This window comes from Xanthobacter variabilis (genome assembly GCF_043831965.2).
Classification (GTDB): Bacteria; Pseudomonadota; Alphaproteobacteria; order Rhizobiales; family Xanthobacteraceae; genus Xanthobacter.
On record NZ_CM195533.1, the window covers coordinates 1,846,086 to 1,870,618 of the forward strand.

Sequence of the window (24,533 nt, forward strand, 5' to 3'; positions counted from 1 at the left end):
ATGAGCGATTTCAGCTTCTGGATCATCCTGCAAAACCTGCTGCTGGCGACGCGCTGGACCATTCTTCTGTCGCTCATCGCCTTCGTCAGCGGCGGCTTCGTGGGGCTTTTGCTGCTGCTGGCCCGGGTCTCCCACAGCAAGACGCTGCGGGTTCTGTCCATCGGCTATATCGAACTGTTTCAGGGCACGCCGCTGCTCATGCAGCTCTTCTTGTTCTTCTTCGGCGTTGCCTTGTTCGGCATCGAGGTGAGCCCCTGGGTCGCGGCCTGGCTGGCGCTCACCTTCTGGACCTCCGCCTTCCTCGCCGAGATCTGGCGCGGCTGCGTGGAATCCATCCCCAAGGGGCAGTGGGAGGCCTCGGAGAGCCTGGCGCTCTCCTATTGGGAGCAGATGCGCTACGTCATCCTGCCCCAGGCGCTGAAGATCGCGGTGGCGCCCACCGTCGGCTTCTCGGTGCAGGTGGTGAAGGGCACGGCGCTCGCCTCCATCATCGGCTTCGTGGAGCTGACCAAGGCCGGCACCATGCTCAACAACGTCACCTTCCAGCCCTTCCTCGTCTACTCGCTGGTGGCGCTGATCTACTTCGCCCTTTGCTTCCCGCTGTCCTGGTATTCCAAACGTCTGGAGGGTCGCCTCAATGTCGCTCGTTAGCATCAGGGACGTGCGCAAGAGCTATGGCGCGCAAGAGGTCCTCAAGGGCGTGTCGCTGGATGTGGGGCGCGGCGACGTGGTGGCCATCATCGGCCGCTCGGGCTCGGGCAAGAGCACGCTCCTGCGCTGCATCAACGGGCTGGAGACCTATCAGGCCGGCGCCATCACGGTGGACGGAATGGCGGTGGGCGACGGCAAGACCGATCTGCGCACCCTGCGCCGCCACGTGGGCATGGTGTTCCAGCAATTCAACCTGTTCCCCCATTTGACGGCCGGCGAAAACATCATGCTCGCCCCGACCGTGGTGGTGAAGGAGCAGAAGGGCGAGGCCCGCGCCATGGCCGAGGCGCTGCTGGAGAAAGTGGGGCTGGCCGGCAAGTTCGATGCCTATCCCAGCCAGCTTTCCGGCGGCCAGCAGCAGCGCGTGGCCATCGCACGCTCGCTGGCCATGCGCCCCACCGTACTGCTGTGTGACGAGATCACATCGGCCCTCGATCCGGAGCTGGTGAACGAGGTGCTCAAGGTGGTGGAGCAACTCGCCAGTGAGGGCATGACCCTGATCCTGGTGACCCACGAAATGCGCTTCGCGCGCGAGGTGGGCACCAAGCTGGTCTTCATGCACCAGGGCCGCGTGCACGAGGAAGGCCCGCCCAAGGCGCTGTTCGCCAATCCCGCGACGCCCGAGCTGGCCCAGTTCGTCGGGCACCAGCACTAGGCGCGAACGACCGCCGGCAGTGCGCTGCCGCTTGAGGCCCAAGACATCGGCATCCGCTCCGCGCCTCACGCGGAGCGGCAAGGAGCCCTCGTGCCCCGAATGGAGAGGCAGGCCATGAACAGGGGAGGATATCGCACCATGGAGCGAGCGCATATGGCGCGGCCCGCCGAAATGGCGGCGCGCATCGTCCGCCGCATCGCGGAACTGGCCCGCATCTCGGAGCGGGAGGGGGAGGTGACGCGCATCGCCTTCTCGCCCGAGCACCGCAGGGCGGCAGACCTCATCCTCGGCTGGATGCGCGAGGCCGGCATGGCCGCGCGCCTGGACGAGATCGGCAATGTGGTGGGCCGGTATGAAGGCGATGCGCCGGGCGCGCCCGCGCTCATGGTCGGCTCCCATTACGATACAGTGCGCAACGCGGGCAAATGGGACGGACCCTTGGGCGTCATCACCGGCATCGAATGCGTGGCGGCGCTGGCGGCAGTGGGCACGCGCCTGCCTTATGCCATTGAGGTGGTGGGCTTTTGCGATGAGGAAGGCGTGCGCTTTTCCTCCACCCTGCTCGGCAGCCGCGCGGTGGCGGGTACCTTCGACGAAGGCACGCTGGAGGCCAAGGACGCCCACGGCGTTTCGGTGCGCGCGGCCATGACCGCCTTCGGCCTCGACCCGGCGCGGGTGGGCCGCGCGGCGCGGCGGCGTTCGGACGTGCTGGCTTATCTCGAACTGCATATCGAGCAGGGGCCGGTGTTGGAGGCGGAGGGGCTGCCGGTGGGCGTCGTCACCGCCATCAGCGGGGCCAGCCGTTTTCGGGTGGAGCTGGAGGGCATGGCGGGCCATGCGGGCACCGTGCCCATGACGCTGCGGCGCGATGCCCTGGCGGGCGCCGCCGAATGCGTGCTGGCGGTGGAGGAGCTGGCGCGCGCGGGGCTCGGCGTGGTGGGCACCGTGGGCCAGATGGAGGCGCTGCCCGGCGCCACCAATGTCATTCCCGGCCGCGCCGTCTTCACCATCGACATCCGCGCCGCCGACGATGCCCAGCGCCGCGAGACGGTGTCCGACGTGGTGGATGCCATTGACGAGATCGCCGCCCGCCGGGGCCTGAAGGCGCGCATCATCAAGACCCATGACAACGGCACCGCCCAGTGCGCCCCCTGGCTGCGCGCCCAGCTCGCCGAGGCGATCCGAGGGGCCGGCCACCGGGTGCTGGAGCTGCCCAGCGGGGCGGGGCATGACGGCATGGCGATGATCGACCTTACCGACATCGCCATGATCTTCGTGCGCTGCCGGGGCGGCATCAGCCACCATCCGGCCGAGCATGTGGATGAAGAGGATGTGGCCGCCGGCGCCGATGTTCTGCTCTCGGCGCTGGCGCATTTCGTGCCGCGATGAACGAAGCCCGGCCGCGTTTCCGCCGCCGGGCTCCAACTCTCACAACGCAGGGCGGGGCGGCTCACACCATCGGCCCCGGTCTTCGACCGTCGCCAGGCGGGTTACGCTCAAGCGCTGCGCGGGCTTAACCCAAGGCCCGAGATGAGAGGCCCATGACCCAAGGCTCATGACTCACGTTCACGGGCCTTTGGCATCAGGCTGTCCGGCGGATGGCGTCGGCCACGCGGTCGGCGATCTCCGCGATCTGCTGCTTCTCAATGATGAGGGGAGGGGAGATGGCCAGCACGTCGCCGGTGGCGCGGATGAGCACGCCCTTCTCGAAGCAATCCAGGAAAACCTCATAGGCGCGCGCGCCGGGCGCGCCGGGGCGAGGCTCCAGCTCGATGCCGGCGACCAGGCCGATATTGCGGATGTCGATGACGTGGGGCAGGCCCTTCAGGGCGTGCATCGTCTCCTGCCAGGTCTCGGACAGCTCACCGCCGCGGGTCAGCAGCTTTTCCTCGGCATAGACCTCCAGCGTGGCAATGCCGGCGGCGCAGGCCACCGGATGGCCGGAATAGGTATAGCCGTGGAACAGCTCGATGGCGTTTTCCGGCCCGGTCATCAGCGCATCGTGCACGCCGCGCTTCACGAACACGGCGCCCATGGGAATGGTGCCGTTGGTGATGCCCTTGGCGGTGGTGACGATGTCGGGCGTGACCCCGAAATAATCGGTGGCGAACGGCGCGCCCACGCGGCCGAAGCCGGTGATGACCTCATCGAAAATGAGCAGGATGCCGTGCCGGGTCGCGATCTCGCGCAGCCGCTCCAGATAGCCCTTGGCGGGCAGGATCACGCCGGCCGAGCCGGACATGGGCTCCACGATGACGGCGGCGATGGTCTCCGCGCCATGCAGCGCCACCAGGCGCTCAAGGTCATCCGCCAGCTCAGCGCCGTGCTCGGGCAGCCCCTTGGTGAAGGCGTTGCGGGAGATGTCGAGGGTGTGGCGCATGTGGTCCGCGGGGATCTGCGGGAACATGCGGCGGTTGTTCACCAGCCCGCCCACCGAGATGCCGCCGAAGCCGACGCCATGATAGGCCTTCTCGCGGCCGATGATGCGGGTGCGGGTGCCCTGGCCGATGGCGCGCTGATAGGCGATGGCGATCTTCAGCGCCGTTTCCACCGATTCGGATCCGGACCCGGTGAAGAACACGCGGTCCATCTGCGCGTCCGGCCCGCCGGGCGCGATGGCGGCCAGCTTTTCCGCGAATTCGAAGGCGATGGGGTGGCCCATATTGAAGCAGGGCGCGTAATCCATAACGGACAGCTGGCGCTCCACCGCCTCGGCGATGCGGCGGCGGCCGTGGCCGGCATTCACGCACCACAGGCCGGCGGTGCCATCCAGCATGCGGCGGCCGTCATCGGTGGTGTAGTACATGCCCTCAGCCGCCGCGAGCAGGCGCGGCGCCGCCTTGAACTGCCGATTGGCGGTGAACGGCATCCAGTAATTCGAGAGGCTCGGCGTGTTGGGCTTGCCGGTGGTCATGATGATCCCCTGGTTCGAGGTGGAGCAGGCAGACCACGCCGCAAAACGCGCAACAAGTCCTTTTTTCAAAATAAATAACCCGTTGAAAATACAAGGCCCAGGTGTAGCCTGTTGCGCATCACGCAACGACTGCAACAGCCGGCGGGGGACTTGGCCGTGGCGGAGGATCTGGGCGGGCGGCTGCGTTATGTGCGCGAGCTTCACAAGCTCTCGCAGCGGGAGCTCGCGAAACGGGTGGGGGTGGCCAATTCCACCATCTCCCTCATCGAAGCGAACAAGAGCAATCCCTCCGTCGGCGCCTTGAAGCGCATCCTCGACGGCATTCCCATCAGCCTGGCGGACTTCTTCGCCATCGTGCCCGCGCCGCCGAAAAAGGCGTTCTACCGGGCGGACGAACTGGTGGAGATCGGCAAGGGGCCCATCTCCTTCCGCTTGGTGGGGGAGAGCCTGTTCGGCCGCAGCCTTCAAATCTTGAAGGAATGCTACCAGCCCGGCGCCGATACCGGGGTGATTCCCCTGGAGCATGACGGCGAGGAGGGGGGCATCGTTCTCAGCGGACGACTGGAAGTGACGGTGGGAGCGGAGCGCCGCATCCTGGGGCCCGGCGACGGCTACTATTTCGAAAGTCGCCGGCCGCACCGCTTCCGCTGCGTGGGCCCGGTGCCGTGCGAAGTGGTCAGTGCCTGCACGCCGCCGACCTTCTGAGCCGCGCCTCTCCCGAAGCCGGCGAACAACCTGTGTTTGAAGCGCTATTTAAACTGCAAGCATCGCGTCGAGGCAAGCCGTCCCGATGACGCAGCTTAAAATGGTGTTAAGTGGTTGACGAATCCGAGAGGTATCACCCATTCTCCCGGTACGATCTGGGAGTCTTGTCATCCGTCCGGGGCCCTTTTTGGTCACCGGCGGGTACGCCGTCGCGCAAGGGGGGGCTTGTGATGGTGAACGACCTTGTCGTGGATTTGTCGCGGATTCAGTTCGCGGCCACGGCGCTCTACCACTTCCTCTTTGTGCCACTGACCTTGGGCCTCACCGTGCTGCTCGCGGTGATGGAAACGATCTACGTGACCACCGGTCGCGAGATCTACAAGTCGATGGCGCAGTTCTGGACCAAGCTGCTGCTCATCAACTTCGCGCTCGGCGTGGCCACCGGCCTCACCATGGAGTTCGAGTTCGGCACCAACTGGTCCTTCTATTCCAGCTTCGTCGGCGACACCTTCGGTGCCCCGCTGGCCATTGAGGGCCTGATGGCCTTCTTCCTGGAATCCACCTTCATCGGCCTGATGGTGTTCGGCTGGGACCGCATGTCGAAGGGGCAGCACCTGTTCGTCACCTACCTGGTGGCGCTGGGCTCCAACCTCTCGGCGCTGTGGATCCTGGTGGCCAACAGCTTCATGCAGCATCCGGCCGGTGCCAGCTTCAATCCGGTGACCATGCGCATGGAGCTCGACAGCTTCGGCGCCCTGTTCTTCAATCCGGATGCCCAGGCCAAGTTCGTGCACACGGTGCTCGCCGGCTACATCACCGCCGCGGTCTTCGTGTGCGGCGTCAGTGCCTGGTACATGCTGCGCGGTCGGCACCTGGAGTTCGCCAGGCGCTCCTTCCGCGTCGGCGCCATTTTCGGCCTGCTGGGCGCTCCCGGCGTCATCACCCTGGGTGACGCGCTCGGCTATGTGGGTGCCCACGTGCAGCCTACCAAGCTGGTGGCGATGGAAGCCCTGTGGACGGCCGACAAGCCGCCCATGCCGCTGACCCTCATCGCCTTCCCCGACCAGGAACAGCAGCGCAACCTGTTCCCGGTGGAGATTCCGGCGATGCTGTCGCTGCTGGTCACCCATTCGCTGAGCGGAACCCTGCCGGCCGCGGACCAGCTCGAAGCCCAGGCCATGGATCGCATCCGCAATGGCATCCCCGCCGTGAAGGCGATGGAGACCTTGAGCGCGAATCCCAACGACGCCGCGGCCCTGGCGCAGTTCCAGGCCCATGCGAAGGATGTGGGCTACGGCTTCCTGGTGCAGCGTTATGCGGCCGACGGCGATGTGATGAAGGCCACCGATGCCGACATTGCCCGTGCCGCGCGCGACACCATTCCCGAAGTGTGGCTGGTGTTCTGGTCGTTCCGCGTGATGGTGGGCATCGCCTTCCTGCTGCTGGCCTACATGGTCCTCGCGGCGCTGATGTCGCTGACCAACAAGGTTCAGACCCAGCGCTGGTTCCAGTGGATCGCGGTGCTCATGATCCCGGTCCCGTACATCGCCTGCGAGTTCGGCTGGGTGGTGGCGGAGGTCGGTCGCCAGCCCTGGACCGTGTATGAGCTGCTGCCCACCTGGCTGTCGGCATCGACCCATAGCGTCGGCTACATGGTCTTCTCGCTGACGGGCTTCGTGCTGCTCTACACGATCTTCGCGATCGTCGAGATCTTCCTGATGGTGCACTTCATCCGCAAGGGCCCCGAGGAGCCCGGGCATGTGGGTGCGGTTCGGCTGGCGGGGGCCTACTGAGATGGAAGGCTTTGCTTTCGAGGCGTATGCCGTTCTCAAGGTGCTGTGGTGGGTGCTGCTGGGCGTCCTGCTCACCGGCATCGGTGCCATGGTCGGCATGGACATGGGCGTGGGCACGCTGCTGCGCTATGTGGGCCGCACCGATGCCGAACGGCGCGTGGCGCTGAACATCATCGGCCCCCACTGGGACGGCAACCAGGTGTGGTTCATCCTCGGCGGCGGCGCCATCTTCGCCGCCTGGCCGCTGGTGTATGCCACCGCCTTCTCGGGCTTCTACATCGTCATGCTCGTGCTCCTATGGAGCATGATCGTGCGGCCTCTCGGCTTCGAGTATCGCAGCAAGATGCCGTCGGAGCGCTGGCGTACCGTGTGGGATGCCACGCTCTTCATCAGCGGCTTCGTGCCCATGCTGGTGTTCGGCGCCGCCATCGGCAACGTGCTGCAGGGCGTGCCCTTCCACTTCGACTGGCGGCTCACCTCCTACTATACGGGCAGCTTCATCTCCCTCTTCAACCCGTTCGCCATCCTGTGCGGGCTGATGTCGGTGTCGCTGGCCATCTATATGGGCGGCAGCTGCCTGGCGAGCGGCTCAACCGACCCGGTCTCGGCGCGGGCCCGCAAGGCCGCGATCACCTTCGGCATCGTGGCGCTGGTGGTCTTCTCCGTCGCTGGCCTGTGGTTCTCGACCATGAGCGGCTACGAGCTGGTGTCGGGTCCGGCGCCGGAAGCGGCGCAGACGCCCCTCCACCAGCAGGTGGCCTATGTACCCGGCGCCGCGCTGGCCAACTATTTCCGCCATCCGGTGCTGTGGGTGTTCCCGGGTCTCGCTTATGCCGCGATCATCGTGGGCGTGCTCGCTCACCTCGGTCGCCGGCCCCTGGTGGGCTGGTGGTTCGGCGTGCTGGCCTGGATCGGCGTCATGGGTACGGTGGGAGCGGCCATGTTCCCCTTCCTGATGCCGTCGATCTCGAACCCGTCGCATAGCCTCAGCATCTGGAACTCGGGTTCGAGCCTGCGAACGCTGTCGTGGATGCTCGGCTTCACGCTGATCTTCATGCCGCTCATCATCTGGTACACCAGCTGGGCGTTCTGGGTGATGCGTGGCAAGATCGATCCGAAGCAGATCGAAGCCTCCGACCACGCGCTCTGAGGAGACCAACCATGCTCCTGAATTACATCATCGCCCTGGTGGTCGCGGGTCTTGCCGTCCTGCTGGGGATCATCATCGGTGATTATGGGCCCTGGTACATGTGCTGGTTTCTCGGCACGGGCTTCATGATCCTCGTCGCCTCTTCCGCCGGCGTGCTGTTCGAGGCGCAGGAAGATGCGGCCAATGCCTCTGCCGAGGGGGATGTGGTGGGCGTCGTGGCGGGCAACGCCCCCACACGTCCGGTTGGCGGAACCCACGCCTGAACACCGCGGATCTCCCTTCCTCGGTCTCGCAGGACGCCTTGTCGGGCGCGGCCTCCGCCGCCGCGCCCCAAAACGCCGACGCCATGGCCGACACTTCGAACCCGCCCCATCGGCCGAGCCGGGTGGTCGAGCGGTGGCTGCGTGGGCAGGCACAGGCTGCCGCCGGCTGCTCGATCCGCCGGGCGGCGGTGCTCGGTGCGCTTGCGGCGGCGCTGGTGGTGCCGCAGGCGTGGCTGCTGGCGCACGCGATCACGCCTGTCGTCATGGCGGGTGCCGGTTTCGCATCGGTCTTGCCGTGGCTGTTGCCCATTCCGGTGATTTTGCTTCTGCGCTTCTTCCTCGCCTCCACGGCAGATCGCGGCGCCCTCGGGGCCGCCGCGCGGCTGAAGGCACAGGTTCGCGCCGACCTGCTGCGGCACCTTCAAGCCCTCGGTCCCGCCCGCCTTGCCGGGCGGGCGTCGGGTGAGGCGGCCACTTTGGTGGTGGAGGGGGTGGATGCGCTTGAGCCCTACGTGGCCCGCTTCCTCGCCCACGCCGGCATCCTGGCGGCGCTGCCACTGATCATCCTCGCTGTGGTGCTCCCGAGCGACTGGATTTCGGGCGTTGTGCTGCTGGTGACGGCGCCGGTCATTCCCCTGTTCATGGTGCTGCTGGGTCTTGGCGCGGAGCATGCGAGCCGCAAGCAATGGCGGCGCCTCACCCGGCTGTCTGCCCAGCTGCTTGATGGCCTGCAAAGACTGACGACCCTGAAAGCGCTCAATGCCAGCGGGCGCGAGGCGGAGCGTCTTGCGCAGGCTTCGGAGGATTATCGTGTCAGCACCATGGCGGTGCTGCGGATCGCGTTCCTGTCGTCGCTGGCTCTGGAATTCTTCGCAACTGTGGCCATTGCCCTGGTTGCGGTGCTGATCGGCTTTCGGCTGCTGGACGGGGATCTGGGCTTCGAGGCGGGTTTCTTCGTGCTGCTGTTGGCGCCTGAATTCTATGCGCCGCTCCGCCAGCTCGGCGTGGACTATCATGCCCGCATGGAAGCCCTGGCGGCCGCCGAGCGGATCGTCGACATTCTGAACGAAGAGCCCGAGCCGGAAGGCACCCTGCAGACGTCTCTTGCCGCGCCGCTCACGCTTGAAATGGAAGACGTCTCCTTCGCCTGGGAGCCCGGGCGGCCGGCGGTCGAGAACGTCTCGCTGCGCCTGGAGGCGGGCGAGATCACCGCCCTTGTGGGGCCAAGTGGGGCGGGCAAAAGCACGCTTCTGGCGTTGCTGCTTGGCTTTATCCGACCGCAGGCTGGGCGCGTGAGCGCCGCGGGCTACGATCTTGCCGCCATAGAGCCGGAATACTGGATGCGCCATGTGGCCCTGGTGCCCCAGCGGCCGCATATGTTCGCAGGCACCGTGCTCGACAATATCCGCCTCGGCGACCCTGCCATTACGGCGGAGGCCGCGCGTGCGGCTGCGGGCCTGGCGGCGGCGGACGGCTTCATCACCGCCTTGCCCCAGGGCTACGACACGCCATTGGGCGAGCACGGGCAGACCCTCTCTGGCGGGCAGGTGCAGCGCATCGCTCTTGCGCGTGCCTTCTTGAAGGCGGATGCGCCGTTGGCCGTGCTGGACGAAGGCACCGCAGGCCTGGACCGCGAGACCGAGGCCGTCGTCACTGAGGCCATTCGCCGTCTCGCGCCCAACCGGACGAGCTTGGTGATCGCCCACCGGCTGGCCACGGTCCAACTCGCGGATCGCGTGATCTTCATGGATGGCGGGAAGATCGTGGAGCAGGGCCGGCGCGAGGCGCTGGAGGCGGATGGCCACCGCTTCGCTCAGCTGTTGCGGGATGCGGGGTTGCAGTCATGAGCGCGGATGTGGCGATCATGCGCCGGCTCATCGGCCTCGCGCGGCCCTATCGTGGCTGGATGGTGCTTGCAGGCGTGGTGGCCAGCATCACCGTGCTGGCCAGTATCGGTCTCATGACCGTCGCCGGGTGGTTCATCGCGTCCATGGCCATTGCCGGGGTGAGCACCGGCATCATGAATTATTTCCTGCCGTCGGCGGGCATCCGGTTATTCGCCATCCTGCGAACCGGCGGGCGCTATGGCGAACGGCTGCTGAGCCACGAGGCGACCTTCCGGCTGTTGGCGGGCTTGCGATTGTGGCTGTTCCAGCGGCTGGAGCCGCTGGCGCCGGCCGAGCTGATGGACAAGCGCGGCGCCGACCTCGCCACCGGCCTTCAGGCGGATGTGGACACGCTGCAGCATGCCTATCTGCGCCTTGGCGCGCCGATCGCGGTGGCGGTGGCGTGCTGTGTGGTCGTGGTGGCGGTGCTGCTGGCGCTGCATCCCGCGACCGGCCTTGTGGTGGGTGCGCTTCTGGTTTGCGCCGGCGCGGTGGGGCCAGTGCTCGCCTGGCGCGCCGCGGCGGCGCCGGGGGCGGACGCGGTGGCGTTGCGGGCACAGTTGCGTGTGGCGGTGGTGGATGCGCTGCAGGGCGCTACGGATTTGCGGGCCGCGGGCGCGGTGGAGCGGCAGCTGGCGGCGATTTCGGCCCAGAGCGAGGCGCTGGTGGAGGCGCAGCGCCGCGCCTCCATTTCCGGCACATGGGCGGAAGCGGCAGTGGGGCTGTGCGCGGGCTTTGCGCTTTGGGCGGCGGCATTGCTGTCCGCGGCGAGTGTCGCGGCCTCGGGACTGGCGCCGGCCATGGTTCCGGCGCTGACCCTGGCGGCCCTCGCGAGCTTCGAGGCGGTGGCCCCGCTTCCGGCGGCCATGCAGCGGTGGGGCGAGGTGATGGCCGCCGCGCGCCGGCTGTTCGATCTTGCGGACCGCACCCCCGCCATCGTCGCCGGCCCGGAGCCTTCGCCGGTTCCGCAGGATGGCGGCCTGCATTTCTCGACGGTTCGCCTGCGCTATGGCGCCGACGCGCCGCTGGCGCTCGATGGGCTCGATCTCACCATCCCCAGCGGCCGCCATGTGGCCCTTCTCGGGCCGAGCGGCGCGGGCAAGAGCTCCGTCGGCCGGCTGTTGCTGCGGTTCTTCGAGTATGAGGGTGAGATCCGGCTGGGCGGCCATGATCTGAGGCGCTACCAGCCTGAGGATCTGCGCCGGCTGGTGGGTGTCGCGGCCCAGGATGCGCAGCTTTTCAACGGCACCATCCGCGACAATCTGCTGATCGCAGCGCCGGACGCGGACGAGGAGGCCATGGGGCGCGCGCTGGAGCAGGCGCAGCTTGCCGCTTTCGTGACGGAGCTGCCGGCCGGGCTCGACACCTGGATCGGCGAGGGCGGCGCGCGGCTGTCGGCGGGGCAGGCCCGCCGGCTCGTGGTCGCGCGCGCATTGCTTCGGGCACCGCTGATCCTGGTGCTTGACGAGCCCACCGAAAATCTCGATGCCACCACCTCGCGCCGCCTGCTCGCTTCGCTGGCCCAGGCCACGGCCGGGCGAACGGTGATCCTCATCACTCACGATCCGGTTGCGGCATCCGAGTTCGCGGACGAGATCGTGCGGATCGAGGCGGGGCGGCGCGTGGCGTGAACGCGCCTGCAGGCTGAGATCACGCCGTTCTGAATGCTGGCCCGCAACGCCGCCGGTGGGCGGGAGCCAGAGCTTGCCCTTTCCCCCGCGAGCTACATGGCCTATGGCCCGCGCCAACGTGTCCCGAGATTCCAGCCCATGATTCGCCTCGACAATATCGGCAAGCAGAACGGAAAGCAGATCGTCTTCATCGAGGCCTCGGCCGCGCTCCTGAAGGGCGAGAAGGTGGGGCTGGTGGGCCCCAACGGCGCCGGCAAGACCACCTTGTTCCGCATGATCACCGGCCAGGAGCCGCCCGACGAGGGACAGGTCTCCGTGGATCGGGGCGTGACCATCGGATATTTCAGCCAGGATGTGGGCGAGATGGGCGGCCGCAGCGCCCTCGCCGAGGTGATGGACGGCGCGGGCCCGGTGAGCGCCGTCGCTGCCGAGCTGAAGGAGATCGAGGCAGGCCTTGGTGATCCGGACCGCGCCGATGAGATGGAGGCGCTGGTCGAGCGCTATGGCGAGGTGCAGGCCCGCTTCGAGGAACTGGGCGGCTATGCGCTGGAAGGGCGCGCGGCCGAAGTGCTCGCGGGCCTCGGTTTCAGCCAGGAGATGATGGACGGTGATGTGGGCCGGCTTTCGGGCGGCTGGAAGATGCGTGTGGCGCTGGCCCGCATCCTGCTCATGCGCCCGGATGTGATGCTGCTCGACGAGCCCTCGAACCATCTCGACATTGAAAGCCTGATCTGGCTCGAAGCCTTCCTGAAGGGCTTTGACGGCGCGCTGATGATGACCTCCCATGACCGCGCCTTCATGAACCGCATTGTCAACAAGGTGGTGGAGATCGATGGGGGCGTGCTGAACAGTTATTCGGGCGATTATGAGTTCTATGCCCAGCAGCGCGCCATGAACGAGAAACAGCAGCAGGCGCAGTATGAGCGCCAGCAGGCGATGCTGGCCAAGGAGATCCAGTTCATCGAGCGCTTCAAGGCCCGCGCTTCCCATGCCGCCCAGGTGCAGAGCCGGGTGAAGAAGCTGGAGAAGATCGACCGGGTGGAACCGCCCCGCCGGCGCGAAAGCGTGGCGTTCGAGTTCGCCGCCCCGCCGCGCTCGGGCGAGGACGTGGCCAGCCTGAAGGGCGTGCACAAGAGCTATGGCAGCCGGGTCATCTATGAGGGGCTCGATTTCTCCATCCGCCGCAAGGAACGCTGGTGCGTGATGGGCGTGAACGGGGCCGGAAAATCGACCCTTCTGAAGCTGGTGGCGGGCGCGGCTGAGCCCGATCAGGGCCGTGTCGCCATCGGCGGCAGCGTGAAGATGGGCTACTTCGCCCAGCATGCCATGGATCTCCTGGACGGCGAGCGCACCGTGTTCGAGACCCTGGAAGACGCCTTTCCCCAGGCCGGGCAGGGGGCGCTGCGCACGCTCGCGGGCTGCTTCGGCTTTTCCGGGGATGATGCGGAAAAGCGCTGCCGGGTGCTCTCCGGTGGTGAAAAGGCGCGGCTCGTGATGGCCAAGATGCTGTTCGACCCGCCCAACTTCCTGGTTCTGGACGAGCCCACCAACCATCTCGACATGGCCACCAAGGAAATGCTGGTGGCCGCGCTGGCGGATTATGAGGGGACCATGCTGTTCGTCTCCCATGACCGCCACTTCCTGGCGGCCCTCTCCAACCGGGTGCTGGAGCTGACCCCGGACGGCATTCACAATTATCCGGGGGGCTATACGGAATACGTGGCGCGCACCGGCCAGGAGGCCCCGGGCCTCAGGACTTGAGGCGCTATAGGCTGTCGAACCACGCCTTCCACAGCGGCACCGCGGTGGCGTAGGTGCCGCGGTGGTCCGTCTGCCCGGTGGAGAGGGCCTCCACCCTCGTGTTACCGCGACCCATGGCGCGCTGATAGGTCATCACCAGCTGCCCAAGCCCGGGCGAGATGATCTCGTCGGCTTCGCCATAATAGTTGCGCACCGGGCTTTGGATGACCCAACGATAGGCGTGGGCCTTGTCTTTCAGCAGGCGCCCGTAGGCGGAGGCCGCAAACACCTCAGGCTTGAAGTATTCCCGCCGGATCAGCGTGTGCAGATCGGTTGGGATCTGCGCCTCTTCGTAAGGCTCGCGCTCGTAGATCTTGCGGGCGATGTCGTAGCTGTCTGCGGTGAACAAGGCGTGGGCAAGGCCGGGAATGCCGTAATAGTGCTCGTAGGAAAAGGCGGTGAGGATGAATAAAGTGGGCACCCAGCTCGCGTCATTCTTGCGCGGAAAGTTCAAAAAGCCGTTCAGCCCCAGGAAGATGTCCGGTGGGGCGCTGGCGGTGGCCGCACCGGCGACGGGCACCCCGGCGCTCTCCAGCTTCTCCAGCAACGCCATGGTCACGAACCCGCCCTGCGACCAGCCGCCAAGAACCAGCTTGGTCGTGGAGATCTTCAGGTGCGCCAGTACGGCGCGGGCGGCCATCAGCATGTCGAAGGTGGCCTGCTGCTGGCTCTCCTTCACCAGATAGCCCTCTGGCTCCTTGCTGACCCCCATTCCGAAATAGTCTGCCCCAATAACCACATAGCCCTGGCCGGCGAACTGGGCGAGGGCAAGGCGGGTTTCTACCGACTGGTCGGGGAAGGAGGGCACCTGCTCTTTCCCATACACGGTGCCGTGCTGGTATGAAAGTATGGGAAAGCTGGTCGCGGCGGTGTCGGGAATGGCGAGGAGGCCGCTCGCGACGATGGGCGCGTTGCCGCGCTCGGGCACCACCGATGTGTAGGAGACGCGATAGAGCCGCACCGCGTTGCGCGCCGGTGAGGTGGACACCTCCACGCCGAACTGTTGCGGGGCCTCTTGGGTGAGGATCTGGTTCAGCCGGTCCGCGTCCCAGCGGCCGATGAGCTGGTAGCTGACGCCGGATGTCACCTCGGTGGGCGGCGGTACAGCTGCTGCCAGGGTTTCCGCACCCCGGCCGGTGCTGGGGGCCAGCGTTGCCAGGGCTCCGAAAGCCAGGGCGGCGGCCGTGCACAATGTTCGCAACAGAGACATGAAACCTCCCGGGGCTCCCACATTTCTGTCTGATACCAGAGCGCGGTGGGGGTGGCACGCCCGGTTGCCGGTCTCCTCTCGGGGACTTTCCTTGCCAGAAATCGGGATGTCACTCCGGGCGGGGGCCGTTCTGAACCCGGCCCTTCAGCGCCCCGCACTGGCAGGGGGAGCCTTCCTCCAGCGGTGCCATGCCTGGGTGTGGCGGGGGCGGAATGGGGCAGGGCTTGGCTGCGGCCTGGCCCGATACGGCCACCGGAACGCATAGGGGCCGGGGGTGAAAATCGGGCCCGGGGCCCGCCCCCGGCTGAGCCAGCGCGGCGCCGGCCGCAAGGCACGCGCCGCCGAGGATAAGGAAGCGAAGCATCGGGTCAGCCTTTCCTGGAAGTCAGCCGGATAGCCTTCGTGGGCCGTCGCCGGGCGCCGCGAGAGGGCGTGTCCGTCGCCGGTGGTCAGCATAGCTGGCGCTGGGGAAAGCTGAAGAGCGGCTTTTGCGAAATAATGTAACTGGTGTTTCCTAACATTTCCGCCGCTCATGCTTTTCAAAATCAAGTAATATCCCATGCAGCGGGGCTGGTGGCTGCTGCGGTCGATGGCGGGGCGCCCGCGCGCGATGTCATCACCGTGACGCGTTGCAGGGCGGGACGACGCGCGGGGCATTCGCAACGGTTCCGCGCAGGAAAATGGGCCGATTGCACGCGGGTGTGCCATTTCCTGTGGCGAGAGGTAGGTGCGTCCATTAAGAGCTGTGACTTGGCTGGCATGTCAGGGCCGGCTAGGTCTTGGGCGGAGACCTCTCGTTTGACGGTGCAGCGGGACGGAGCTCGACGACATGAAGCGGGGGCATGGATTTGCGCGCACGGCTGGCGCCGGCGTGTTGGCGGCCGCGGCTGCGCTGCTGCTGGGCGGATGCAATGAGAAAAACGCCTATGAGGCGCCGCCCGCCGCGAAGGTGACTGTCGCCTCGCCGGTGCAGATGCCGGTGACGCTCTATTCCGAATTCACCGGCAACACGGTGGCGGTGAAGGCGGTGGACCTTGAGGCACGGGTGGAAGGCTTCCTGACCGCCATCGATTATCGCGACGGGGCGGTGGTCAAAAAAGACGCCGTGCTGTTCGAGATCGAAAAGGCGGAGTACGCGGCCAAGGTTGACCTGCAAAAGGCGGCGCTCGACAGCGCCCGCGCCACGCAGGCCAACGCCCAGCGCGAGTATGACCGCCAGGCGGCGCTTGGCGAGCGCGAGGTTTCCAGCGCCCGCACCGTCGATGTGGCGAAGACCGCGCTCGACACCGCCACGGCGCAGGTGGCCTCCGCCGAGGCCAGTCTGAAGCTGGCCGAGACCTCCTATGCCTACACCACGGTGCGCGCGCCCTTCGAGGGCGTGGTGACGCGGCATCTGGTGGATGTGGGCTCCCTGGTGGGCGGGACCGGGGCGACGAAGCTCGCCACCATTCTCCAGGTCGATCCCATCGACGTCTATTTCAACATCTCCGAGCAGCAGCAGCATGACCTGCTCGCCGACCTCGCCAGATCGGGCAAGAGCGCCCAGGGGATCCTGAAGGCGGAAGATGCGCTTCCGGTGGAAGTGGCCCTGCAGCCCGACCTCGCCTTCCAGTATAAGGGGCGGATTGATTATATCGCGCCGCGGATCGATGCCACCACCGGCACGCTGGAGGTGCGGGCCTCCCTGGAAAATCCGCAGCTGAGGCTCACGCCCGGCCTGTTCGTTCGCGTCCGGGTGGCGACCGGCACCATTGAAAATGCCCTGCTGGTCAATGACACCGCCGTTCTGTCCAACCAGGTGGGCAGCTATGTGATGGTGGTGGGCAAGGACAATGTGGTGGAGCAGCGCCAGGTCACCACTGGCCCGGTGGAAGGCCAGCTGCGCGTTATCACGAAGGGGCTGAAGGCCGATGACAAGGTGGTCATCGGCTCCATCCAGCGCGCCGTGGCCGGCAACACGGTGAACCCGGTGGCCGGCGCCATGGCCGCGCCGCCGGAAGGCCCCAAGCCCGCGCCCGCGGCGCTGAACGGTGCCGATGGCGGCCCCGGCGCCAAGACGAGCCCGGCCACCAAGACCACCCCCTGACATAACCGGCAATCTGGAAGGCGAAGCCATGTTCTCGCGCTTCTTCATCGAACGGCCGGTGCTGTCCAACACCCTGGCTTTTCTTATTGTTCTTCTGGGCGCTCTCTCCCTCATGAGCTTGCCCGTATCGCAATATCCCAACGTGGTGCCGCCCACGGTCTCGGTGACGGCGAGCTATCCGGGCGCCAGCGCCCGCACGGTGATGGACACCGTGGCCCTGCCGATCGAGCAGCAGGTGAATGGGGTGGAAGGCATGATCTACATGCAGTCCACCAGCGCTTCCGACGGCACCTATTCCCTGGTGGTCACCTTCGAGATCGGCACCGATCCGGACATGGCGCAGGTGCTGGTGCAGAACCGGGTTTCGCTGGCCACGGCGCAATTGCCCTCTGCCGTCTCCACCCAGGGGCTGACGGTCAAGAAGAAGTCGACTTCCATCCTTCAGTTCGTGAATCTCTATTCTTCGGATGGGCGCTTCGATAATCTCTTCCTCTCCAATTACGCCACCATCAGCCTGCAGAATGAGCTGGCGCGCCTGCCGGGCGTGGGGGATGTGACGGTGATGGGCGCGGGCGACTATGCCATGCGCATCTGGCTTGATCCCGACCGGCTGCAGAGCTTCGGGCTGACGCCGTCCGACGTGGTCACCGCCATCTCGCAGCAGAGCACGGAGGTGACCGCCGGCCTCGTGGGGGCGCCGCCCACGCCGGCCATGGTGAATTTCCAATATGTGCTGAACGTCACCGGCCGCTTCAGCGAGGCTAAGGACTTCGAGACCATCGTCGTCAAGGCCGCGAGCGGCAATGGCGGGCGCATCGTGCGGGTGGGCGACGTGGGGCGCGTGGAGCTAGGCTCGGCGGCCTACGGCCACACCGCGACGCTGAACGGCATGCCCTCCGCCGCCATCGCCATCTCGCAGCTCACCGGGGCCAATGCGCTCACGGTGGCGGAGGCGGTGAACGCCAAGATGAAGGAGCTCTCGAAGACCTTCCCGCAGGGGCTCGACTACAAGGTGTCCTTCGACAGCACCAAGTTCGTCACCGCCTCCATCGACGAAGTCTACGAGACCCTCATCATCGCCGCGGTGCTGGTGCTGCTGGTGATCCTTATCTTCCTGCAGGACTGGCGGGCCATGCTGGTGCCGGCCACCACCGTGCCGGTGACCATCATCGGCGCCTTCGCCGCCATGGCGCTCATGGGCTACACGGTGAACACCACCAGCCTGTTCGCCTTGGTGCTCGCCATCGGCATCGTGGTCGATGATGCCATCGTCATCGTGGAAGGCGTGGCGCGCCATATGGATGATGGCCTGTCCAGCCACGAGGCGGCGGTGAAGGCCATGGGTGAGCTCACCGGGCCCATCATCGGCATCACTCTGGTGCTGATGGCGGTGTTCCTGCCGGCGGCGACGCTGTCGGGGCTCACCGGCAAGATGTATCAGCAGTTCGCCCTCGTAATCGCCGCCACCGCGCTTATCTCGGCGGTGAATGCGGTGACGCTGAAGCCCACCCAATGCGCCCTGTGGCTGCGCAAGTCCGTGCCGCCGGAGGAGCGCAATATCGTCTACCGCGCTTTCAACGCCGTCTATGGGCGCTGCGAGGCCGCTTATACGGCGCTGGTGCGCCAGCTGGTGGCCTTCGCGCTGCCCACCACGCTGGTGGGGCTCGCCTTGATCGGCATCGCCTTTTACGGGCTCTCGCGGGTGCCCACGGGCTTCCTGCCGGAAGAGGACCAGGGCTATTTCATCGTCAATCTCAGCCTGCCCGATGCGGCCTCCTCGGCGCGCACCGACGCGGCTGTGACCGCGGCCGTGAAGCTGGTGGAAAAGGTGCCGGGCGTGGAGACGGTCATCGGCGTGTCCGGCATTTCGCCGCTGGACAACAATGCCACGCTCTACAATGCCGGCATGCTCTATGTGGTGCTGAAGGACTGGGACCAGCGCAAGACGGCTGATCTCAGCATCGCCAGCATTTCGGGCAAGGCCCGCGCCGCCCTCGATGGCCTGGACACGGCGGTGGCGCAGGTGATGCTGCCGCCCCCCATCCAGGGCGTGGGCAATGCCTCGGGCCTCACCATGATGGTGGAGCTGAAGGACGGCAGCTCGGACTTCGTGGCCCTGCAGAATGCCGCCCAGCAGATGGTGGAGAATGCCTCCACGCAGAGCGGCCTGTCCCACGTGGCCTCCACCTTCAACGGGCAGGTGAAGCAATTGCGCCTGGTGGTGGACCGCGTGAAGGCCGAGGCCCTGGGCCTCACCGTGGGCCAGGTGTTCCAGGCGGTGGAATCCTATATCGGCTCCACTTACGTGAACCAGTTCACCAAGTTCAACAATGTGTTCCAGGTCTATGTGCAGGCGGATGCCCCGTTCCGGCTCCAGCCCGGCGACGTATTGAAGCTGAAGGTGAAGGGCGCGGATGGGCGGATGGTGCCCCTCGGCACCGTGGCCCGCATCGCCGACGAGGCGGGCCCGGCTCTGGTCACGCTCTACAATCTCTATCCGGCCGCGACGGTGGTGGGCAGCCCGGCGGCGGGCTTCAGTTCCGGCGAGGCCATGACCCTCATGGGCGAAGTCGCCGCGAAGTCGCTGCCGCCCTCCATGGGCACGGCCTGGACCGCCATGTCCTATCAGGAACAGGTGGTGGGCCAGCAGATCTATTATGTGTTCGCCGTGGCTCTTCTGCTCGTCTACTTCGTGCTGGCCGGGCAATATGAAAGCTGGGTGCAGCCGCTGGCGGTGATCCTGGCCGTGCCGCTCACCTTGCTGGGTACGGTGGTGGCGCTCGATCTCACGGGGATGTCGAACGATCTCTACACGCAGATCGGCATCGTCCTGCTCATCGCGCTTGCCGCCAAGAATGCCATCCTGATCGTCGAATATGCCCGCGAGAAGCGCGCCGAGGGCCTGGAGCCCGCGGCTGCCGCGGTGGAGGCGGCGCGGCTGCGGTTCCGGCCCATCCTGATGACCTCGTTCGCCTTCATCTTCGGCATGCTGCCGCTGGTGTTCGCCTCTGGGGCCGGGGCCGGGGCGCGGGTGTCGCTGGGGGTTGCGGTGGTCAGCGGCATGCTGGCGTCCACGGGCCTTGCGGTGCTGTTCGTGCCGGCCTTCTTCACCGTGCTGGAACGGCTGCGGCCGGGGCGGAAGGCGGTGGGCTCAGACGTCACCGGCGGCGCGGGCTGACGGCCCGCGCTCCATCCTCCTTCGCCATCCCCTGCGCTGTTTGGAAAACTGAGATGACCGTGGACGCGACCAGTTCGTCGCCTTCTTCCCGTTCCTATCCGATGAAGGTGATGCTGGGTGCCTCCCTTGGCTTTGCCATGGATGGGTTCGATCTCCTCATCCTCGGCTTCATGCTCACGGCGATCTCGGCGGACCTGGGGCTTACGCCGGTGCAGGCCGGGGCTTTGGTGACCTGGACGCTGATGGGGGCGGTGCTGGGGGGCATCGGCTTCGGCCTGCTGGCGGATCGCCTGGGGCGCGTGCAGGTTTTGAGCTGGACTATTGTCCTGTTCGCGCTCTTTACCGGTCTTTGTGCCCTCGCGCAGGGTTATTACGACCTGCTCGCCTATCGGTTCGTGGCTGGGCTCGGCCTGGGTGGAGAGTTCGGCATCGGCATGGCGCTCGCGAGCGAGGCCTGGCCGGCGGCCAAGCGTGCCCGCGCTTCGTCATATGTGGCGCTGGGCTGGCAGGCGGGGGTTTTGGCGGCCGCTCTGGCGACGCCGCTTCTGCTGCCCGCCATTGGCTGGCGGGGTATGTTCCTGGTGGGCGTGCTGCCGGCCCTCGTCGCCTTCGTTGTGCGGCGGACCTTGTCGGAGCCGGAGATCTTCACTTCCTGCCCCCGGCCCACGGCGCCGGCCGCGCCGCTCCGCGCCCTGGTGAAGGACGCGCGCACCACGCGTGTCAGCATCGGCCTGTTCGTGCTCTGCGCGGTTCAGAACTTTGGCTATTACGGCGTCATGATCTGGCTGCCGAACTACCTGGCCAACGCCTTCGGCTTCTCCCTCACCAAGTCCGCCTTGTGGACTGCGGTGACCATCATGGGCATGGCGGTGGGCATTCTCGTCTTCGGCCAGCTGGCGGATCGGGTGGGGCGGCGGCCAACCTTCATGCTCTATCAGGTGGGGGCGGCGGTTTCGCTGCTGATCTATGCCCAGTTGTCCACGCCGGTGGGCCTGCTGGTGGGCGGCGCGGTCATGGGGCTGTTCGTGAATGGGATGATGGGGGGCTATGGCGCGCTGCTGTCGGAGCTATACCCCACCGCCGCGCGGGCGACGGCGCAAAACGTGCTGTTCAATCTGGGCCGTGCGGTGGGTGGGCTGGGGCCGGCGGTGATCGGCTATCTGGCGGGCCAGCACAGCTTCACCCACGCGCTTGCGCTGTTATCGGCCATCTATGTGCTCGATCTCGCGGCGACCCTCTACCTGATCCCCGAACGACGCGGCGCGGTGCTGGACTGAGCGGACGCATGGGGCCCGCAGCGGCCCTTGCCAGCGAGAGCGGCGTGCCTTGATGAGCGAGGCGCCCGCCGTGGAGGGCGGCGGGCGCGCTCTGCCGGCGCCAAGGGGATCGGCACCGGTGTTCTTCGCTCAAGTCGGACGGCTCAGTGCTCGCGGAATGCCTTTCAGCGCTCGCGGAACGCCTTGGCGATCTGGTCGTGCAGGGGCTTGGCGATGTATTCCAGCGGTGTGCGGTCCACGGTCTTCACGAACACGTCGGCCTGCATGCCCGCCGCCACGCCGTGGGGCGCCAGGCGTGCCAGCTCCTCTTTCGGCACCGCCACGCGGATGGTGTAGTAGACGGCCCCCGTCTGCTGGTCGCGGCTGGTGTCGGGGGCGATGCGCTCGACCTTTGCCTTGAGCTCCGGCGTGGTGCGCTGGTTGAAGGCGCGCACCTTCACATGGGCCATCTGGCCGGGCGCGATCTGGTCGATATCGGTGGGGTTCACGCGCGCTTCCACCTGCAGCGTGTCCTGGGCCGGCACGATGAGCATGGCCGGTTCCGCCGGGGCCAGCACGCCGCCCACCGTGTGCACGGTCAGCTGATGCACATAGCCCGTCACCGGCGCGCGGATCTCGATGCGCTTCAGCTGGTCCTCGGCGGTCACGCGGCGCTCGGTGAGCTCCGCAATCTTGCTCTCCACCTCCTGGAGTTCCTGCATGACGTCCTCGCGCAGGCCGGCATCAATCTGGATGATCTGAAGATTGGTCTCCGCGATCTTGCCTTCTGCCTCCGCCACCGCTGCGATGAGCCGTCCCTTCTGCCCGTCCAGCTCGGCGGCGTCGCGCTCCAGAACGGCCTTGCGGCTGATGGAGACGAGGTTCTTCTCATAAAGCCCGCGCACCCCTTCCAGCTCCTCGGCGATGAGCACGCTCTGGCGCGCGCCGGCCTCCTGCTGGGCCTTGAGGCCGGCAATCTCGTCGCCCAGCTGCCCGATGCGCTTGATGAGCTGCGCCTTCTGCCCCTCCCGCGCCTCCCGGCGGGCGGAGAAGAGGCGCTCCTCGGCGGCGATCAAGGCGGCGATGTCCGGGGCAGTGCCGCGCGGCTCCAGCTCGGGCACCGGGCCCATGGCCGCGCGGCCGTCGCGTTCCGCCTTGAGGCGCGCGCGGCGGGCGGACAATTCGTCGAGCTGGGTGGAAATCATCTGGAGATTGGCGCGGGGAATGGTGTCGTCGAGGCGCAGCACCACCGCGCCCTGCTGCACCAGGTCCCCCTCGCGCACCTCGAGGGCACCGACGATGCCGCCTGTGGGGTGCTGGATCTTTTTCACATTGCCATCCACCACGAACTGGCCGGGCGCGACCACTGCCCCCGAAAGGGGCGTGGTGACGGCCCACACGCCGACGGTGCCGGCGAACAGGGCGATGGCGGAGCCGCCGGCCAAGGCCAACCGCCGCAGGGCGCGGCTGGCCTCATGGCGGGGATCGTGCGGGTTGCTCATGAGGCCACCTTCGGCTGGGGGATGCGGGAGACGCCGGCCTGTCGCGCCAGGGCTTGCAGAACCTCGTCCTTCGGCCCGTGGCTCTTGATGGCGCCATCGGCCATCACCGCCACCAGGTCGACGCCGGCAATGGCCGCCTGCCGATGGGTGATGACGACGATGATGCCGCCGCGCCCGCGCACGCCCTTCACGGCGGCGGTCAGAGCCGCATCGCCATCCTGGTCGAGGTTCGAATTGGGCTCGTCCAGCACCACCAGGAACGGGTCCCCGTAAAGCGCGCGGGCAAGGCCGATGCGCTGGCGCTGGCCGGCGGAAAGGGCCGCTCCGCTTTCGCCGATGGGTGTGTCATAGCCCTGCTCCAGGCGCAGGATGAGCTCATGGGCGCCGGCCGCGCGCGCCGCCGCGACCACCGCCTGCGAGGCGGCATCGGGGGCGAAGCGGGCGATGTTTTGCGCCACCGTGCCGTCGAACAGCTCCACATCCTGGGGCAGGTAGCCGATGTGGCGGGCCTCCTCACCCCATTGATCGAGGGCGGCGCCGTCGAGGCGCACATCGCCCTTCAGCGCCGGCCACACGCCCACCAAGGCACGGGCCAGGGTGGACTTGCCGGAGGCGCTGGGGCCGATGACGCCCAGCCCCTGGCCAGCCTTGAGGGTGAGGCTCAGCCGCTTAAGGATGGGCGCCTGCCGGCCGGGCGCGGCGACGATGAGGTTTTCGACCGCCAGGTGCCGGCTGGGCGGCGGCAGGGCCAGGGGGCTGTTTGTGGCCAGGGCCGGCATGTCGAGGGTGCGCTTCAGGCGCGCAAGGCTCTGGCGGGCGGCGACGAAGCCCTTCCAATTGGCCACCGCGATCTCGATGGGCGCGAGGGCGCGGGACGTCATGATCGAGGCCGCGATCATGGCGCCGCCGGAAATCTCCCCCTCAATGGCGAGATAGGCGCCGAGGCCCAGCACCGCCGATTGCAGCGCCATGCGGAACACCTTCGCCGCGGCGCCGGCGGCGCTGGTGATGTCTGTGCCCGCAAGCCAGTCGCGCATGTGCCGGCCATTGGCCTCAAGCCAGAGGCGGGCGAAGGCGGGAGCCATGCCCATGGCGGTGATGGCCTCCGCATTGCGGCGGCTGGCATTCACCACGCTCTCGCGCGCCGCGCGGCTTTCGAGCTGGGCCCGGGTGGCGGCGCGGCTCTTCATTTCGGTGAGCGCGGTGAGGGCCAGGATGACGAGCCCGCCGAACAGCGCCAGCCCGCCGAGCCAGGGATGCAGCAGGAAGCAGCCGGCGATGAAGAGCGGCATCCACGGCATGTCGAACAGAGCGGTGGGGCCGAGGGAGGCCAGGAAGGCGCGGATCTGGTCGAGATCGCGCACCGGCTGGCCCGCCTGTTCCGAGCGCCAGCCGAGCACCGACAGCCGCCGCACCGCCTCGAAGGCGGCGGGGGCGACGTCCGCGTCGAAGCGGGCGCCGATGCGGGCCAGCATGCGCACCCGCACCGCATCGAGGAAGCCCTGCAGGGCAAAGGCGCACAGCAGCAGCGCCGACAGGCCGATGAGGGTGGGTACCGAATGGGAGGTCAGCACCCGGTCATAGACCTGGAGCATGTAGAACGAGCCCGACAGCATCAGCAGATTGATGACGGCGGAGAACACGCCGACCGTCGCCAGCGTCCCCCGGCAGGCGGCGAGGGCCGCGCCGACGCGCGAGGCGGGGGAGGGGGAAAGGGGCTTCAAGGGCGATCCTCCGGGGCGGGGGCGCGCCGTCTCCTCGCCGGTGCGCGGCGATCGCTCGGGAGGAGGCGG

17 protein-coding genes are annotated in these 24,533 nt (G+C 67.3%); 13 read left to right on the forward strand and 4 right to left on the reverse strand.

Translation table 11 applies throughout. From position 1 onward, the window contains the following. The 3 genes from V5F26_RS08065 to V5F26_RS08075 all read left to right on the forward strand — a co-directional run bounded on the left by V5F26_RS08065 (position 1) and on the right by V5F26_RS08075 (position 2,755). Positions 1-651: an amino acid ABC transporter permease gene (locus tag V5F26_RS08065; protein WP_394054918.1), complete on the forward strand. Its 651-nt coding sequence runs from the start codon at positions 1-3 to the stop codon at positions 649-651. Continuing rightward, positions 638-1,366: an amino acid ABC transporter ATP-binding protein gene (locus V5F26_RS08070; protein WP_394054916.1), complete on the forward strand. Its 729-nt coding sequence runs from the start codon at positions 638-640 to the stop codon at positions 1,364-1,366. Before V5F26_RS08065 ends, V5F26_RS08070 begins: the two co-directional genes overlap by 14 nt. Positions 1,367-1,504: 138 nt before the next feature. Further along, on the forward strand, positions 1,505-2,755 hold the full coding sequence (locus V5F26_RS08075) for an allantoate amidohydrolase (RefSeq protein ID WP_394947558.1): 1,251 nt from the start codon (positions 1,505-1,507) through the stop codon (positions 2,753-2,755). Between the two features lie 193 nt (positions 2,756-2,948). Here V5F26_RS08075 and aptA read toward each other — a convergent pair whose 3' ends face one another. Next, positions 2,949-4,280 (reverse strand): omega-aminotransferase AptA, encoded by a 1,332-nt coding sequence (aptA, locus tag V5F26_RS08080; protein ID WP_394947557.1) that lies wholly within the window; start codon positions 4,278-4,280, stop codon positions 2,949-2,951. Between the two features lie 156 nt (positions 4,281-4,436). On the opposite strand from aptA, the gene V5F26_RS08085 reads away from it, so the two are divergent. The 7 genes from V5F26_RS08085 (at position 4,437) to V5F26_RS08115 (ending at position 13,469) form a co-directional block, all read left to right on the forward strand. Further along, on the forward strand, positions 4,437-4,985 hold the full coding sequence (locus V5F26_RS08085; protein WP_234051679.1) for a cupin domain-containing protein: 549 nt from the start codon (positions 4,437-4,439) through the stop codon (positions 4,983-4,985). A gap of 230 nt (positions 4,986-5,215) precedes the next feature. After that, complete coding sequence (locus tag V5F26_RS08090; protein ID WP_234051456.1) at positions 5,216-6,778, forward strand: cytochrome ubiquinol oxidase subunit I; 1,563 nt, start codon at positions 5,216-5,218, stop codon at positions 6,776-6,778. Further along, positions 6,744-7,928, forward strand: coding sequence for a cytochrome d ubiquinol oxidase subunit II (cydB, locus tag V5F26_RS08095; RefSeq protein WP_394947556.1), 1,185 nt, complete (start codon positions 6,744-6,746; stop codon positions 7,926-7,928). Before V5F26_RS08090 ends, cydB begins: the two co-directional genes overlap by 35 nt. Positions 7,929-7,939: 11 nt before the next feature. Continuing rightward, positions 7,940-8,191, forward strand: coding sequence for a hypothetical protein (locus tag V5F26_RS08100; protein ID WP_234051454.1), 252 nt, complete (start codon positions 7,940-7,942; stop codon positions 8,189-8,191). A gap of 83 nt (positions 8,192-8,274) precedes the next feature. Beyond that, positions 8,275-10,038, forward strand: a complete 1,764-nt coding sequence (cydD, locus tag V5F26_RS08105) for a thiol reductant ABC exporter subunit CydD (RefSeq protein ID WP_394947555.1) — start codon at positions 8,275-8,277, stop codon at positions 10,036-10,038. After that, positions 10,035-11,708 (forward strand): thiol reductant ABC exporter subunit CydC, encoded by a 1,674-nt coding sequence (cydC, locus tag V5F26_RS08110; RefSeq protein ID WP_394947554.1) that lies wholly within the window; start codon positions 10,035-10,037, stop codon positions 11,706-11,708. Before cydD ends, cydC begins: the two co-directional genes overlap by 4 nt. A gap of 138 nt (positions 11,709-11,846) precedes the next feature. Then, positions 11,847-13,469, forward strand: a complete 1,623-nt coding sequence (locus V5F26_RS08115) for an ABC-F family ATP-binding cassette domain-containing protein (RefSeq protein WP_394947553.1) — start codon at positions 11,847-11,849, stop codon at positions 13,467-13,469. A 4-nt stretch (positions 13,470-13,473) separates the two neighbouring features. On the opposite strand, the gene V5F26_RS08120 is transcribed toward V5F26_RS08115, so the two are convergent. Continuing rightward, a complete protein-coding gene (locus V5F26_RS08120; protein WP_394947552.1) occupies positions 13,474-14,718 on the reverse strand; it encodes an alpha/beta hydrolase family protein in 1,245 nt (414 codons plus the stop codon). An 829-nt stretch (positions 14,719-15,547) separates the two neighbouring features. On the opposite strand from V5F26_RS08120, the gene V5F26_RS08125 reads away from it, so the two are divergent. The 3 genes from V5F26_RS08125 to V5F26_RS08135 are packed head-to-tail and all read left to right on the forward strand — an operon-like array spanning position 15,548 to position 21,259. After that, positions 15,548-16,804, forward strand: a complete 1,257-nt coding sequence (locus tag V5F26_RS08125) for an efflux RND transporter periplasmic adaptor subunit (RefSeq protein WP_394947551.1) — start codon at positions 15,548-15,550, stop codon at positions 16,802-16,804. A 28-nt stretch (positions 16,805-16,832) separates the two neighbouring features. After that, complete coding sequence (locus tag V5F26_RS08130; protein ID WP_394947550.1) at positions 16,833-19,982, forward strand: efflux RND transporter permease subunit; 3,150 nt, start codon at positions 16,833-16,835, stop codon at positions 19,980-19,982. A 53-nt stretch (positions 19,983-20,035) separates the two neighbouring features. Further along, positions 20,036-21,259: an MFS transporter gene (locus tag V5F26_RS08135; protein WP_394947549.1), complete on the forward strand. Its 1,224-nt coding sequence runs from the start codon at positions 20,036-20,038 to the stop codon at positions 21,257-21,259. Between the two features lie 164 nt (positions 21,260-21,423). Here V5F26_RS08135 and V5F26_RS08140 read toward each other — a convergent pair whose 3' ends face one another. After that, positions 21,424-22,740 carry an HlyD family type I secretion periplasmic adaptor subunit gene (locus V5F26_RS08140; protein ID WP_394947548.1) on the reverse strand — a complete coding sequence of 439 codons (1,317 nt, stop codon included), beginning with the start codon at positions 22,738-22,740 and terminating at the stop codon, positions 21,424-21,426. Further along, positions 22,737-24,464: a type I secretion system permease/ATPase gene (locus V5F26_RS08145; protein WP_394947547.1), complete on the reverse strand. Its 1,728-nt coding sequence runs from the start codon at positions 24,462-24,464 to the stop codon at positions 22,737-22,739. The genes V5F26_RS08140 and V5F26_RS08145 overlap by 4 nt, the downstream gene beginning before the upstream one ends. Between the last annotated feature and the right edge of the window lie 69 nt (positions 24,465-24,533).